General features: G+C 33.4%; 13 protein-coding genes. 9 read left to right on the forward strand and 4 right to left on the reverse strand.

Going from position 1 to position 15,791, the window contains the following annotated elements; genetic code table 11:
- Window positions 1–110 precede the first annotated feature (110 nt).
- Window positions 111–1,661 (reverse strand): NAD(P)H-hydrate dehydratase, encoded by a 1,551-nt coding sequence (locus ABD077_RS12020; protein WP_343912546.1) that lies wholly within the window; start codon window positions 1,659–1,661, stop codon window positions 111–113.
- A gap of 402 nt (window positions 1,662–2,063) precedes the next feature.
- Here ABD077_RS12020 and thrA point away from each other — a divergent pair, with 402 nt between their 5' ends.
- From thrA to thrC, 4 genes are read left to right on the forward strand one after another with little or no spacing between them, the layout of a single operon-like run.
- Window positions 2,064–4,508 (forward strand): bifunctional aspartate kinase/homoserine dehydrogenase I, encoded by a 2,445-nt coding sequence (gene thrA / locus ABD077_RS12025; RefSeq protein WP_343912547.1) that lies wholly within the window; start codon window positions 2,064–2,066, stop codon window positions 4,506–4,508.
- A gap of 3 nt (window positions 4,509–4,511) precedes the next feature.
- A complete protein-coding gene (locus tag ABD077_RS12030) occupies window positions 4,512–5,447 on the forward strand; it encodes a homoserine kinase (protein WP_343912548.1) in 936 nt (311 codons plus the stop codon).
- Window positions 5,448–5,449: 2 nt separating this feature from the next.
- A complete protein-coding gene (locus ABD077_RS12035; protein ID WP_343912549.1) occupies window positions 5,450–5,815 on the forward strand; it encodes a RidA family protein in 366 nt (121 codons plus the stop codon).
- Between the two features lie 14 nt (window positions 5,816–5,829).
- Entirely contained in the window at window positions 5,830–7,119 is a 1,290-nt protein-coding gene (gene thrC, locus ABD077_RS12040) for a threonine synthase (protein ID WP_343912551.1), read from the forward strand.
- Between the two features lie 59 nt (window positions 7,120–7,178).
- Here thrC and ABD077_RS12045 read toward each other — a convergent pair whose 3' ends face one another.
- The gene (locus ABD077_RS12045) at window positions 7,179–8,072 is read right to left on the reverse strand and encodes a M28 family metallopeptidase (protein ID WP_343912552.1); all 894 of its coding nucleotides are present in this window, start codon (window positions 8,070–8,072) and stop codon (window positions 7,179–7,181) included.
- A gap of 109 nt (window positions 8,073–8,181) precedes the next feature.
- Here ABD077_RS12045 and ABD077_RS12050 point away from each other — a divergent pair, with 109 nt between their 5' ends.
- The 5 genes from ABD077_RS12050 to ABD077_RS12070 all read left to right on the forward strand — a co-directional run bounded on the left by ABD077_RS12050 (window position 8,182) and on the right by ABD077_RS12070 (window position 12,945).
- Entirely contained in the window at window positions 8,182–8,772 is a 591-nt protein-coding gene (locus ABD077_RS12050) for a hypothetical protein (RefSeq protein ID WP_343912553.1), read from the forward strand.
- An 89-nt stretch (window positions 8,773–8,861) separates the two neighbouring features.
- Window positions 8,862–9,893, forward strand: a complete 1,032-nt coding sequence (gene gshB / locus ABD077_RS12055) for a glutathione synthase (RefSeq protein WP_343912554.1) — start codon at window positions 8,862–8,864, stop codon at window positions 9,891–9,893.
- Window positions 9,886–10,722, forward strand: a complete 837-nt coding sequence (locus tag ABD077_RS12060) for an N-formylglutamate amidohydrolase (protein WP_343912555.1) — start codon at window positions 9,886–9,888, stop codon at window positions 10,720–10,722. Before gshB ends, ABD077_RS12060 begins: the two co-directional genes overlap by 8 nt.
- A gap of 51 nt (window positions 10,723–10,773) precedes the next feature.
- On the forward strand, window positions 10,774–11,931 hold the full coding sequence (locus ABD077_RS12065; protein ID WP_343912556.1) for a peptidase MATCAP family protein: 1,158 nt from the start codon (window positions 10,774–10,776) through the stop codon (window positions 11,929–11,931).
- 81 nt (window positions 11,932–12,012) lie between these two features.
- Complete coding sequence (locus ABD077_RS12070) at window positions 12,013–12,945, forward strand: DUF547 domain-containing protein (protein ID WP_343912557.1); 933 nt, start codon at window positions 12,013–12,015, stop codon at window positions 12,943–12,945.
- 159 nt (window positions 12,946–13,104) lie between these two features.
- On the opposite strand, the gene ABD077_RS12075 is transcribed toward ABD077_RS12070, so the two are convergent.
- Together ABD077_RS12075 and ABD077_RS12080 are read right to left on the reverse strand one after the other, a co-directional pair.
- A complete protein-coding gene (locus tag ABD077_RS12075) occupies window positions 13,105–14,148 on the reverse strand; it encodes a SusE domain-containing protein (RefSeq protein ID WP_343912558.1) in 1,044 nt (347 codons plus the stop codon).
- A gap of 17 nt (window positions 14,149–14,165) precedes the next feature.
- Window positions 14,166–15,788 (reverse strand): RagB/SusD family nutrient uptake outer membrane protein, encoded by a 1,623-nt coding sequence (locus tag ABD077_RS12080; protein ID WP_425545862.1) that lies wholly within the window; start codon window positions 15,786–15,788, stop codon window positions 14,166–14,168.
- Between the last annotated feature and the right edge of the window lie 3 nt (window positions 15,789–15,791).

A 15,791-nucleotide genomic window follows, 5' to 3' on the forward strand; every position in this document is an offset into this window, starting at 1 on the left:
TTGCTTTTTTAATTTAATTCTTGATAGTATGGATATCATTATTCAAAGTAACTACAAAAAGTCAATAAAATTGTACGTTTTTAACGTTATTTTTTGACGTTAAACTAGGATTATGATGATGTTTGCGATCCCTGAGGTGGAATTTGTTGTGGCTTTTTAAACAATTCTAAATATGCCTTTCCTATATGAGCGACAATATCACTCGCTAACAAACCTTGATATCCAGTACTTTGTACTACCAAGTCTCCCGACATTCCGTGTAAATACACTCCAAATACCGCTGCATGTAGAGGATCATAGCCTTGTGCCGACAATCCTGTGATAATTCCTGTAAGTACATCACCACTACCCGCAGTCGCCATGCCCGGGTTTCCAGAAGTATTCACATAAATTTGGTCTTGATAAATAATCAAACTATTAGCTCCTTTTACTACAACAATAGCATCGTATTTCTTCGAAAATTCTTTTACTCTATTGATTTTATCAAAATCATCTTTCCAATCTCCTATTAATCTCTTTAATTCTCCTGGATGAGGAGTTAGTATTGTTTTAGGTGGTAAGTATTCCAAAAGCTCTTGTTTTTTGGATAATATATTGATTGCATCGGCATCAATGATCAAATTACTTTTATTTTTCTTTAGAAATGACTCAAAACCGTTGATAGTTTTCTCTCCAGTTCCTAGACCAATACCAATACCTATAACCGTTGGCTCAAAATCAATATCTATATTGGATATATAATCATCTTCTTCGTCAGTGATTACCATAGCTTCGGGAACTGACGTTTGTAAAATCTCGTATCCACATTCTGGAATATAAGCAGTAGCCAATCCTGCTCCTATTCGTAAGGAAGATTCTGTAGCTAAAACTACACTACCTATTTTTCCATAACTACCTCCAATAATAAGACAATGGCCATAATCTCCTTTATGTGCAAATTTATGTCTTGGTCTATATAAGGAAAGTACTTCATTTTTGCCAATTAAATCAGCAAAACCGGGTGTCTGAGCAATAAACTCTCTACTTAATCCAATATCAATTACCTCTAAATCCTGAGAATACTGGCCAGTTTCTGGCAGGAAAAAAACAAGTTTTGGAAGTTGAAAAGTAACCGTTGTAGATGCATATATAACCCCTTCCTTATCTTCCGGAGCTTTATCAGCATATAATCCAGAAGGTACATCTATAGAGAGTGTAAAACTTCTGGCAGCATTAATATGCTTGATTAAATTGATAACCCAGGGAACAATCGGTCTATTTAATCCAATACCAAAAATGGCATCAATGACCATATCTTGTGGACTAATAGTAGGAAAATCTTCTTCTGACTTAATTTGGGTTGGCCATTCAGAAGCTATTTCTTTTAGCCTATCATAATTGATCAAAAAATTCTTAGATCTTTTATCACTAAAATTTACAACATACGTTTTTACATGATACCCATGTTCCACTAATAATCTAGAAATCACAAGTCCATCTCCTCCATTGTTTCCGATTCCGCAAAACACATGAATAGGAATCGGAGCTCCTTGCAATCTTTGATGTAACACATTAAAAATTTGAGTGGATGCTCTTTCCATCAAATCTAAAGAGGTAATGTTTTGGGTCTGGATGGTTATTTCATCTGCTTTTCGCATTTGATCAGCGGAAAATATCTTCACAAGCTTAAATTTTAATTAATTAACTAGAAATATTAGGTGTTTACGTAATCAACCTTTTACTATACATTTTTAAGAATGTCTTAACGAATCAAGTCATAAATTAAAGTATTAATAAAAGTTTATGATTAGCACCTTTTTTATTTTGTTCAAAAGTAAAAAATTATACATTTGAACTTAAATATAAAGCAAACTAATGTTTAGTACGGTTTCAATCTCGGTTTTACTTTTCGCGTTAGGAACAATAGCGGCAATCGCTTATACTTCATTTTCTCGTACTACTACGATTATTACCCTTAGGGGTTAATTCATTTATATAACTTTAGAAATCAAGTAGGTAGTGTATTTTACGTAAAGAAACTATCGAAAAAGCTTTATCAATTCATCTTTTATAAATACCATATTATGAACGTTCTAAAATTTGGAGGTTCTTCTGTTGCAAATGCAGCGACTATAGAAAAAGTAATTACAATCATTGAAAAACAATCTGAAAACCAACCTTTATACCTTGTGGTTTCAGCATTGGGAGGTATTACAGATCTTTTAATTCAAGCTGGTAAAGAGGCCTCTTCCAACAATGAAAAATATAAAAATACATTAGCTATCGTAGAAACAAGACATCTAGATGTTATTAAGGAATTAATTCCTGTTGTTTCTCAAAGTGCTATTATTAGTAAAGTAAAATCTGAATTAAACAAACTAGAATCCCTATGTGAAGGTGTATTCTTGTTAAGTGAATTATCCCCAAAAACTGAATCTGTCATCACTAGCTTTGGTGAAATGTTATCTTCCTTTATCATTTCAGAAGCTGCTAAGGTAAAAGAACTGGATATTGTTCTAAAAGATGCTAGAGACTATATAATCACTACAGAAGCCTCTAAGGTAACTATCGATTACGAAGAGACAAACTTCAGAATAAAGCGATATGCACAGGATAATAAACACCAAATTAGTTTATTTCCTGGCTTTGTAGCTAGAACTTCTGAAGGAGAACCTACAACTTTGGGAAGAGGTGGTTCAGATTTTACAGCTGCAATTTTGGCTGCAGCCGTACAGGCCGAAAAATTACAGATTTGGACCGATGTAAGTGGAATGTACACCGCAAATCCGAAATTAGTAAAACAAGCGAAACCTGTTGCCCATATTTCATATCAGGAAGCTATGGAGTTATCTCATTTTGGAGCCAAAGTTATTTATCCACCAACTATTCACCCAGTTTTGGATAAGAACATCCCAATTGTAATAAAAAACACTTTTCAACCTGAAGATAAAGGTACCCTAATAACAAGAGAAGTTACAAATAGAGCGAAACCTGTTACAGGAATCAGTCATATCGATGATATTTCTATTATTTCTTTAGAAGGAAGTGGAATGGTCGGAATTCCAGGGTTTTCTAAACGCCTATTCGAAGCTTTGTTTTTAGAAAACATCAACGTAATACTTATTACCCAAGCTTCTTCTGAGCATTCTATCTGTCTAGCAGTAGAGTCTGTAGATGCTGAAAGAGCTAAAACTGTACTTGACGCTACTTTCGAATTTGAAATTACCAAGCACAAAGTAGATCCTGTTAAAATTGAAAACGATACAGCAATTGTTGCGCTCGTTGGTGATAATATGTATCATCATCAAGGTTTGAGTGGGAAAATGTTTAGTACTCTTGGAAAAAATAACGTGAATATTCGTGCCATAGCACAAGGTGCCTCGGAAAAAAATATATCTGTTGTTATCGGAAAAAAAGATATCAAAAAAGCACTAAATATATTACATGAACGATTCTTTGAAGTAAAAACAAAACAATTAAACCTTTTTATAACAGGAGTTGGAAATGTAGGTAGTAAACTATTATCACAATTAGAACAACAAAAAAGCTACTTAAAAGACAAATTAAGATTAAAAATTAGAGTTGTTGGAATCTCAAACTCCAGAACAATGGTTTTTGATGAACAGGGAATAAAGTTAAGCTCTTGGCAAGAAAAATTAGCAGAAGGAGAAAAAGCCAACTCAGAAAAATTCTTTGAAACTGCTAAAGCAATGAACATTCGTAATTCCATTTTTGTAGATAACACCGCCAATCCGGATATCGCAAAAGTTTATAAACATTATCTAGCTGAAAGTATGGCTGTGGTAACTTGCAATAAAATTGCTTGTGCCGATGAATATGTGAATTATGCTGAATTGAAAGAACTATCACGAAAATTTAGTGCTTCTTTCCTATATGAAACCAATGTAGGTGCTGGTTTACCGATTATTGACACACTAAATAACCTCATTGCTTCTGGTGATCATGTACATAAAATTCAAGCAGTTTTATCAGGTAGTCTCAATTTTGTGTTTAATAATTACAAAGAAGGAACTAACTTTTATGACATTGTAAAACAAGCACAACAAGAAGGATATACAGAACCAGACCCTAAAATTGACCTTAGTGGTGTAGATGTGGCCAGAAAAATCTTGATTTTAGCACGTGAAAGTGGACAAATAATGGAGCTTGAGGACATTGAAAAAGAAGCATTTTTACCAAAAGAAAGCCTGGAAACAGCTTCGGTAGAGGATTTCTTCGAAACATTAAAAACAAACGAAGATCATTTTGCAAAAATTCTTGACGAAGCTAATCAAAAAGATTGTCGACTAAAATATGTTGCTCAGTACGAAGATGGAAAAGCAAAAGTAGGGTTGCAACACATTCCAGCCGATCATCCATTTTATAATTTAGAAGGAAGTGATAATATTGTTCTCTTCTACACAGATCGTTATCCGGTGCAACCCCTTATTGTTAAAGGAGCAGGTGCAGGTGCAGAAGTTACTGCTTCCGGTATATTTGCCGATATAATTAGAATTGGTAAAAAGTAAACTATGCAATCACAAACAAAACGTATAAAAGTATTTGCGCCAGCGACAGTAGCTAATTTGTCTTGTGGTTTTGATGTCCTAGGTTGCTGTTTAGATACAGTTGGTGATGAAATGATCATATCATTATCCTCCGAACCAGGTGTTAGAATCACTAAAATAGAAGGTGCTGATTTACCTATAGAAACCGATAAAAATGTAGCTGGTGTTGCTGTGAAAGCATTACTCGAAATATACGAAAAGGAAATTGGTGTTAATATAGAAATATACAAAAACATAAAAGCAGGAAGTGGTATTGGAAGCAGCGCTGCTAGTAGTGCTGGTGCTGTCTGGGCTGTTAATCACCTTCTCGACAATCCGTTTTCTCCTCACAAATTAGTGGAATTTGCGATGGAAGGAGAAAAGTTAGCAAGTGGTAACGCTCATGCTGATAACGTTGCTCCTGCCCTTTTAGGAGGGTTTACACTGGTAAGAAGTTATGATCCCTTGGATGTTATAAAACTTCATACACCCAAAGATTTAGTAATGACCGTAATACATCCGCAAATTGAAGTAAAAACATCGGATGCCAGATCTGTAATCAAGCAAAAGGTAACACTGAAGCAAGCTATTCATCAATGGGGTAACCTAGGAGGACTTGTTTCTGGTCTATTTACCGAAGATTACGATTTAATTGGACGTAGCTTGGAAGACGTAATTATAGAGCCTATGCGCTCTATCCTGATTCCAGAGTTTAACAACGTAAAAAATGCTGCAATTCAGAATGGCGCACTAGGATGCGGTATTTCTGGATCCGGACCATCAATATTTGCTTTAAGCAAAGGAATGGATACCGCAAAAAAAGTAGCTGATGCCATCAGAGAGGTATATGCAACAACAGGATTAGATTTTGATATTCATATATCTAAAATAAATAGTGCCGGAATTAAAATATTAGAGTAAAAATGCAAGAAGTAAAAAAAATAGCAACTGGATCTCCTTGGGAAGATATTGTAGGATATTCCAGAGCGATTAAAATAGGAAATATCATTGAAGTTTCAGGGACTACTGCTCCAGGTGCAAATGAATATGAACAAACAGTCGCCATCATCGAGGCTGTAAAAAAAGTGTTGTCACAGTTAGACGCTGATTTGTCTAATGTAATACGTACTAGAATATATTGTACTGATATTGCCAAATGGGAAGATATCGGAAAAGCGCATGGAGAATATTTTGGAGATATAAAACCAGTTACTGCCATGGTCGAAGTATCAAAATTAATCGACCCTAATATTTTGGTAGAAATAGAATTTTCTGCTTTACTTAATTAAATAATAGCATATCTATGCAATATTATAGTTTACATCATAACGCCCCAAAAGTATCTTTTTCGGAGGCTGTAATAAAAGGACTAGCTCCTGATAAAGGATTATATTTCCCTGAAACTATTACTCCACTACCCGATTCTTTTTTTGAAAATATTGAGAACCTAGATGAAGTGGAAATTGGGTATCAAACCATCAAGCAATTTGTTGGAGATGAAATTCCAGAAACCGAACTGAAAGAGATTCTAAAAGATGTCCTAAGTTTTGAATTCCCAGTAGTTGATATTGCTGAAAACATCGGCACATTAGAGCTTTTTCATGGTCCTACGATGGCTTTTAAAGATGTTGGAGCGCGATTTATGGCCAGGTGCTTGGGATATTTTAATAAGAATAATGAAAATAAAGTTACTGTTTTAGTAGCTACATCTGGTGATACTGGTGGTGCTGTAGCACAAGGCTTTTTAGGTGTAAAAGGGGTTGATGTCGTTATCCTTTATCCATCAGGAAAAGTTAGTGACATACAAGAAAGACAATTAACTACTTTGGGTCAAAATATTACCGCATTAGAAGTTGATGGTGTTTTTGATGATTGTCAGGATATGGTTAAAAAAGCATTTCTGGATACCAGTATTACAGATTATATGCAATTAACTTCTGCTAATTCAATTAACATTGCAAGGTGGTTACCACAATTATTCTATTTCGTTTTTGCTTACAAACAATTAAAATCTAAAAGTAAAGATATCGTATTTTCTGTGCCTAGTGGTAATTTTGGAAACATCTGTGCGGGTATTGTAGCAAGTAAATTAGGACTTCCTGTGAAACATTTCGTAGCATCTACAAATGTTAATGATACGGTTGTACGTTATATGAATACAGAAAAATATGAACCCACCGCTTCTAAAGCTACAATCTCTAACGCTATGGATGTAGGAAACCCAAGCAATTTTATTAGGATACAACAATTATTCAATAATAATTTCAACTCGCTTAAAGGTAATTTTTCTGCTTATAGCTTCAATGATGTATTGACCAAAGAAGCCATGAAAGAAATCTATTCAAAATCCAATTATATTGCAGATCCACATGGAGCTGTTGGCTATTTAGGACTTAAATCCTATGGTCTTAATGAGAATGAATATGGTGTTTTTCTAGAAACTGCACATCCAGTTAAGTTTTTAGACATAGTAGAAAACACATTAGACCTAAATGTTGAGATACCAAAACAAATCCAAAAAGTACTGAATAAGGAAAAAGTAAGTATTAAGACAAATGATTACGGTAAATTAAAAGAGTTCCTTCTTAGCTAAGGAACTCTTCTGTTTATTATGAAATTATTTGGTTCTTTAAATTTCGTGAAGTAAAAAGATTAGTAAATTTTTTTAGCAAATGATTTCATCACCTTATACACAATGTATGAAGTGGATGCTAAATATTTAAAGTTTACTGTAGTGTACTTATCCTCAGCCTGACGAACATAAGGAGAATTATCACCATTCATTAACTCTGCCGTAATTGTAATCGTTTCGTACCCTAACTTAGAAAAAATCTTTGATTCTGGTGTAGAAACTCTTCTTTTAAAAACAGGTACTCCAGATTCCAATCTATATGCAGATTCTAAACTGATGTTAGAAGATAATAATTCAATTGCTCTATCTTCGTCATTATCCCATCCTACATAATCAGCGCGGTGCATAGAAGTAACATTATATTTATCTTCTTTTAGTTTTTTAACAAACATTCTGCAACCAATCATGTTTGTTTCCTGTTGATCGAAAAATACAACAATAAAATTAACCTTTCTTTCTTCCAATTTAGCAATCTCTCTTGCTACATACAAGGCAAGAGCAACTCCGGTAGCATTATGAACAGCTCCAGGACTTCCCTTTGCAGTATCGTAATGTGAAGTTAATACTACATACTCATCGCTACCATTGGTTGCTGGAATTTCTGTATATATGTTAGTTCCATTATACGAATTACCTTTCTTATCTTGGACATTATAGCCATTCTTTAAGGGTTTTAATCCAATACCTTTAAGATAACTAGATAGATAATCCGCGGTAATTCGTCTTTCAGATGGAGTAGCTCTACTAGAAAGTTTCTTTTTTCCTTTTATAGGTTCATGTCCTGTTAATTTCCCTACGATATCTTTCTGAACATTAATAATTAAAGCTTCTTCCTGATCCGTTAGGGCTTGTGCCATAGAAACTTGAGCACAAAAAATAAATAATAGTAATATTTTAAACGTATATAATTTCATTTTTAGTTTTTTGTATTCTTAATTTTTTCCTTCCTTCTAACAAATTTATAAAAATCAATAAATATTTTTACAATTAGTATTTTTATTCCCTAAAATAATTGTTTTTAATATGACTTTTTCAAAAATCATACCATTTTTTATACTACCATTGTTTGTAATTACCGGATGTACAGACAGTAATATCTCTTCTAATCCCCTTGTGGCACCTGATAACTGGAGAAAGGAAACTATAGAATTTCCGTTATCTTTTGCACCCACACTTACTTATAAAGGTACTGAATATGTGCGATTTGCACCAGGTTGGGGGAAAAAAGATGCAGAAGATTACTTTACATATGCATTTTTGTGGTATTTAGATGAAGTTCCAACGCTATCCAGTAAGATTTTGGAATCTGAATTAGAAACATATTTTAACGGCTTAATGACTGTAGTTTCTGGATCAGAAGACACAACTACTTCTTCAATTCCAACAACTAAAGCTTTTTTCGAAAAACTCGATGAAACATCGTATGTTGGTAAAGTAATAACATATGATGCTTTTACAACAAAAAAAGAAGTTACTCTAAATGTTATAGCAAAATATTCAGCTTGTCCTGAACTAGAGAAACATCTGGTATTATTTAAATTTTCTCCTAAAAAGGTAGATCATCCTGTTTGGTCTAAATTAGAAAACATACAAATAGATTTAGATTGTAAATAATACGAAGATCCTCTATAAAATTATGTGTCTTTTTTAAATCATCTAAGCATAAATTTTATTATTTTTCTTTTCTAAAATTCTTATTGCTCATGAATGTTTGTTTTCTAATGTATCCTTGGGAGGAAATTGATCCTGAAAATGACACCAGCCTTACATTAATCCACGAATTCGCAAAGCGAAAACATGGGGTTGCTTTGGCTACGCCCTCTAATTTAACTATCAGAGATAGTGTAACCTATTCTTTTTGTAAAGTATTAAATAGACAAGAAAAAATATCATCTTCAATGAAGTCTTTTTACACTAAAGCTTCCTTTAGAGATGAGATGCTACCTTTAGCTGGTTTTGATGTCATCATTTTGAGAAGTAACCCTCCTCTTGATATGATTATGCTTAATTTTTTGGATTCCATTAAGGATGATGTCTTTATCATGAACGACATTGATGGTATCAGAAGATCTAATAACAAGCTGTACACAGCGGCTTTTGATGATATAGATACTCATTTCATTCCAAAAACTCATGTAACAAAAAATAAAGATTACTTGATAAAAATGATCAAAGAATCCCCCGATGACAAAATGATTCTTAAACCTCTTAATGGTTTTGGTGGTTCGGGTGTGATCTTAATAGAAAAAAGAGCGATGAGTAGTATTCGGTCCTTGCTAGATTTCTATATTGACAATAAAGATGGTACAACCAATTATGTAATTCTACAGGATTATATTGAAGGAGCAGATCAAGGCGATGTTAGAATATTGATTCTCAATGGAAAACCTATTGGTGCTATGAGAAGAGTGCCTGCAGAAGACGATCATCGATCTAATGTTACAGCTGGTGGGTCTGTTGTAAAACATTCGCTAACTAAACAGGAAAAAGAATTATGTAGGCTTATAGGGCCGAAACTGGTAAAAGACGGTTTGTACTTTGTTGGTATAGATGTAATTAACGGTATGCTGGTAGAAGTTAATGTAATGAGTCCTGGCGGTATTACCTATATAAATAAAAAATATAAGGTTAGATTACAGGAGAAAGTCGTTGATTTTATCGAAGATAAGGTTGTTCAACGAGTAAATCGATTTGATAGAAAAGCCAAACTAAGAAAAACTGTTGATGATGCTTAGATTGTCTGTCTCAGAGATCATTTCCAAAATAAAAGCAGAAGAACCATTTCATGCAGTTGCTGAGGATTATTCTTTTACTATAAAAATAGATTCTTATGCTTATTATATCTGTGCGGCCGTGCATGATGGGCATCAATTTAGAAAAGAACTTTGGGAGAATTGTATTCATACAGAATATGAACGTTGGTATGAAGAAGATCCCGCTACTAAGCAAATGATAGCAAGTCATCCGATTGTTATAGCCGGATGTGATTCTAGATTTGAGTATGATTTAAATAGAGATCCCGAAAATGCCATTTATGAAGATGCTTGGGGTAAACAACTATGGAAAGAGCCTTTATCAAAACAAGAAAAAGATTTTTCTTTACAAAAACATCAAAATTTCTATTCGGTAATCCATGAACTTGTTCATAAAATTGAGTCAAAATATGGAGCTGCTATAGTGTATGATATGCACTCTTACAATTGGAAACGTTGGGATCGTGAAGTACCTATTGTAAATTTAGGAACTAAAAATATTGATAACGAACGTTTTGGTTATTTTGCCTCTTCTTGGTGTGATAGTCTATCAAATATTAAATTACCTTACCATACCCAAACTACTGCAGCGATAAATGATACTTTCCAAGGAAATGGTTACTTCCTGAAATATATTACCCATCATTTCAATAACACCTTAGTATTAGCGACAGAATTTTCTAAAATTTATTGTGATGAAATAGCATATGTACTATATCCAGAAGTAGTACAATCTATTGAAAAAGAACTCCAAGTAAGGATTCCAGAGCACGCCGCCTCATTTTATAAAAGCTTTATTGACCTAAAGTAGTGTTTCTCACAACTTAATCTATTATTTTTGCATTATAGTTAAAAACAAGATATGATAGGAGATGTTGTAGACACCTATACCGATTTATTCAAAATTGATCAAAATCTGGATCGATTAGTAAAGAATATTGAACTTCTTAACTACCTTAATCCTTTAAATATAGAGCAAGAAAAGAAGAGTTTTTTTGCTTGTAAATACCGCTTTAATCCTAGCTTTAACTATCGGAAAATAAAATTTGATCCGTATCGATTGCAAAGATTATTTTTTAGTCAACGACTAGAGAGAATTGAAGACGATGAAATTCGTAAACTTTTTCAGGATATTATTTATGAATATTCTGGATTGATTCAGTGTATAGAGACGATAGGTAGCGGAAAAAATTTCTATTATAATTCGTTAAAGGTATTTGGTACTCCTAAAGAACGTGATGTAGAAAACGCAAGATTTATTCTTCATTTCGAAGATGAAGATCCAGGTGAATCCATGCAAAAGAAGCATTCTGCAACGGACGCAGAGAAATACTTCAGAAAGTTCTCTGAAAGATATGATTTTGACTTTACCATTAAAAAGTCAACCAACATCTCTGCTTCTGCAATGGTATTAAATGCTTCGGAAACGCTACTATTAAAGAAAAACTACCAATTTAGTGATAATGAGCTTCAGGTACTCGCCAATCACGAAATTGGTGTTCATATGGTAACCACTTTTAACGGTAAAAGTCAACCGTTAAAAATATTTTCTAATGGTTTTGTAAATAATACAGAAACACAAGAAGGATTGGCTGTTTTTAGCGAATATATGTCTGGATCTCTTACACTAAAGCGTATGAAAGAATTAGCCTATCGTGTAATTGCAGCAGATAGTTTAATCAAAGGATATGACTTTAAAGATACATTTGATTTACTGTATAGTCAATACAAGTTAGATCGTGAAGCGGCATGGCAAATAACATTACGTGCTCATAGAGGTGGTGGATTTACCAAAGACTATTTATACCTCACAGGACTTAAAAAGATATATGATTATTATCATAATAATGAAGATATCAGTCTTCTATTAACAGGTAAAGTAACCTTAGAAAACAAACAACATATCAGCAAGTTACAAGATTTAGGATTAGCAAGTAAAGGCTTGCATATTACCGACTCCTTTGCCAAAAATTTAAACACTAATAAAAAGCTGGATTTTATACTAAGCAACTTAAAATAAATTATACAGTAGATTTGAGGAATGGTTTTTTGTAAGTACTAAGAATAACTACTATCTTACAGATACCTAAAATCTCAATCTATGAAAATTGCCTTTCAATTTGCTATAGCCTGTATTCTTTTTGGATGTATTTCTTCTAATAAAGAGCCTCAAATAATTTCTAATAAAGTTGCTGATTCCTCTAAATTAGATCAATCGAAAGAATCTATTGAAAGCCCTGTTAATGATACTTTAGTAGTCTTAAAAGATACTATTAACGAAAAGATTAATGATACAGTTACAAAAGAGATTCCTGCAAAAGCTGAAGCTATAAAAACAGAGGTAAAGAAAACACCCAGCAAAAAGAAAGAGAACAAAATTGTAAAAGTGAGACCAGATCATAGCATCTGGGATCAACTTACAAAAAAGTATGTATCCTCTTCTGGAAAAGTAAATTATAGAGGATTTAAATCTAATATTTCTAAAATTGAAGAATACCTAGTACATCTTCAAAAAACCTATCCCAAAAAAGACTGGACTAAAAATGAAAAACTGGCATATTGGTTTAATCTATATAACGCTTCAACCATTCATTTAGTGGCAAGTTCTTATCCTGTAAAAAGTATCAAAAATATCAACTCAGGGAAACCATGGGATAAAAAATTTATTAAATCCGGTAATAAGGTTTATTCTTTAAACCAAATAGAAAATACCATCGTACGTCCTAATTTTAATGAACCCAGATTGCATGTAGCTTTTAACTGTGCAGCAGTTTCCTGTCCTAAATTATTAAAAGGAGCCTTTTACCCATCTAAGCTAAATTATCAATTAGAAACACTTTCTAAAAGCTGGATAAACGATACTTCTAAAAACAAAATTGGATCGGATAAAATAGTTATTAGTAAAATATTCGAGTGGTATGCTATAGATTTCAAGAAAGGTGTCATACCATTTATCAATCGTTATGCTGTTACAAAGGCTAATGAATCTGCGAATATTCAATATTTGGAATACAACTGGAAATTAAATGATTAGTCTATTTATATAATACAAAAGAAAAAAGGGACTATGTGGTTGTCTAGCCCCTTTTTTGTTGAAATGAAAACTAATTCAACACAAACAAACAGATTTTATAAAAACAATTAAAAGATAAAATCCAATTGCTACTAGGTAGTATACTATTGCTTTTGTGTTCTAATTTTGTTTCAGAGTGTATTCCAAAGTAATAGGGTTAAAAGTTATTATATAATTGCCTGCGGTTACCGGAATATTATTATTAAGTGTTCCAGGTTCCAATATTCCATCGCTTTCTGCGTCTCCGTAGTTAATATCCCAGTCATTATTAAATCTAAATTTTAGGTTTCCATCTAGTAACTCCACTTCTGCCTTCCAATTATCAAACAAGGGATCATATGTTAATGGCATGTCAGGTCCATCCCAACCATTAGTTGTAGCATCTCCCACCAATCCCCAAGAATAAGGCTCTATAGAATACACAAGAGAATTCTCATTAAAAAGAATTTTATAACTGCCCGCAGCAATAACTATATCATTACCGCCAAAATCTAAAAGGTTATCAGATTCATTATCTCCGTAGTTTACAGCCCAATCATTATCTGCTCTAATTTTTATTGCTCCATCCAATAAATCAACATAAGTTACAAAAGTTCCAGCTGGTTCATTTTCATCTGTAGATTGATAAAAAGGCATATCAGGTCCATCCCAACCATTTATGGTAGCAGTTCCTACCAATCCCCATCTAGATGACAAATCCAATGCGGATAAATATGGAGTTACAGTCAGCGAATTTCTCTCCGAAAACCAGCTCGTATCTGTAGATAACACAGTTTCTACCACTATAAAAAGATCTGTCACTTCTTCTGGTACAGCACCTAAATTTATCAAAATCTGGTTGAGTTCTGCTGTAGTAAATGTTTTAGAAAAGCCATTCGTTACTGTGCTTATCTCTGGTGAACTAAAATCTCCATCTTGTAAATCGAACAAAAGTTGATACCCAATGGATCCAGCGTTATATCCAAACTCTGGTTCTTGAAAGGTGATGGTGAGTACTTCAGTACTCTCATTAGCACGATCTAATGTTATATTGCTGGTAGAAAATGTAGCAATTCCTGTACTAGCATTGGGTGAAACAGTTATCAAGTCATCATTGTTTTCACATGAAATCATCCCCAATGATCCGATCAATACTACAATAATTATAAATTTTATATTTTTCATATATACATACTATTCAATTAATATCCTGGTGTTGGCACTAGATTAGGGTTAGCATTTAATTCTGCACTCGGCATTGGATATAAGTCTCTAAACTTTTCGGTTGTTCTACCAGCAGCTATATTTCCTTTCCATGGCCATATTCCTTGATCAGAAAACTGACCGAAACGGATAAGATCTGTTCGTCTATGACATTCCCAATACAATTCTCTCGATCGCTCGTCTAGTATAAAATCTAATGTTAGATCAGAAATAGCTATATTACCGCTTGCATCTCCATAAGCTCTTTCTCTTAGAAGATTGATATAAAGTAGTGCTGTACTAGCATCTCCTCCTCCTCCTCTAAGAAAAATCTCTGCATACATTAGGTAAGCGTCTGCCAATCTAAACATAGGGAAATTGACATCTACATTATTTCCAGAAACATCAGAACCTATAACTCCGTTGACATCTACATTTCTATATTTTGTTACAGCATATCCTTGGGTAAAATCAAATGGATTTTCTATTTCTAACGTTTGTCCACTGGTATGAAATTTGGCTCTAGAATCTGTATTTCCAGATATATCGTTAAACTTTGCAACAAAAGCACTGGTTGTTCTAAGACCTGCCCACCCAGAATTTACTCCAAAATCTGCAGCATTCATATTACCTCCTATAGCGGCATGTACCAAATATGTAGTTCCTCCAAAAGATCCATTAGCAATTCCATCAAAAAGTACTGGATAAATAATCTCACCCTCTGCTCCATTACTATCATTATCTGCTAAGAATAAATAACTATACTCTGGTACTAAAGTATATCCAGCATTTATGATTCGTTCTGTATACTCTAAAGCATCTACATATCGATCTGTATTAGTATAGACTTCTGCATTTAAATATAATTTTGCTAGTAGCATCCAAACAAAAGCTTTATCTGCTCTTCCATATTCATTCTGCCGGGGATTAGGTAAACGACTTTCGATATCTAACAATTCTGATTCTAAATAATTAAACATTTCTACTCTAGATGTTTGTTCTGGAAAAAATGCTCCAACCGGATCATTCTCGTCTACTAAGGGAATATCTCCAAACATATCAATCCCATGCCAATAGCTTAACGCTCTCATAAAACGTGCTTCATCTCTAAACCCTGCAATTTCTTCTCTTAATGCTTCATCTACATTCCCTCTACTATCCAAAACTCCAGGCTCAGTCTCTCTCATAAACTGGTTAACTAAACCTATCTGAAAATAAACCCTAGCATACATAGCCGTTATGAAAATATCTGAAGAAGTCCATACATGGTTATGTATATTATGTATAGTCTGATCATTCCAAGCGATAATAGATTCATCTGTAGCAAGTTCTTGTGTTGTAAAAAATAAACGGAGGTAGTTTGAAAAATTACCATTAATTCCCGCTATATCATCAAAATTACCGCTAGTATCCTGTCCTGTTAAGGAAATCCCTCCATAAATCTTTGCTAAAAATTGTTTGTAGGCATCTAGATTTTGAAAAGTAATTTCAGAAGTTTGCGCACTAAGAGGCTCTAGATCCAATTCATCTGCGCAAGAAGCTAGTAATAGTAACATTACCATAATGAGTAATGTTGAAATATTGGTCAAGCGATTTAAAATTTTAATTGCTTTCATATTCATTTT

This window comes from Aquimarina litoralis (assembly GCF_039523995.1).
GTDB lineage: Bacteria > Bacteroidota > Bacteroidia > Flavobacteriales > Flavobacteriaceae > Aquimarina > Aquimarina litoralis.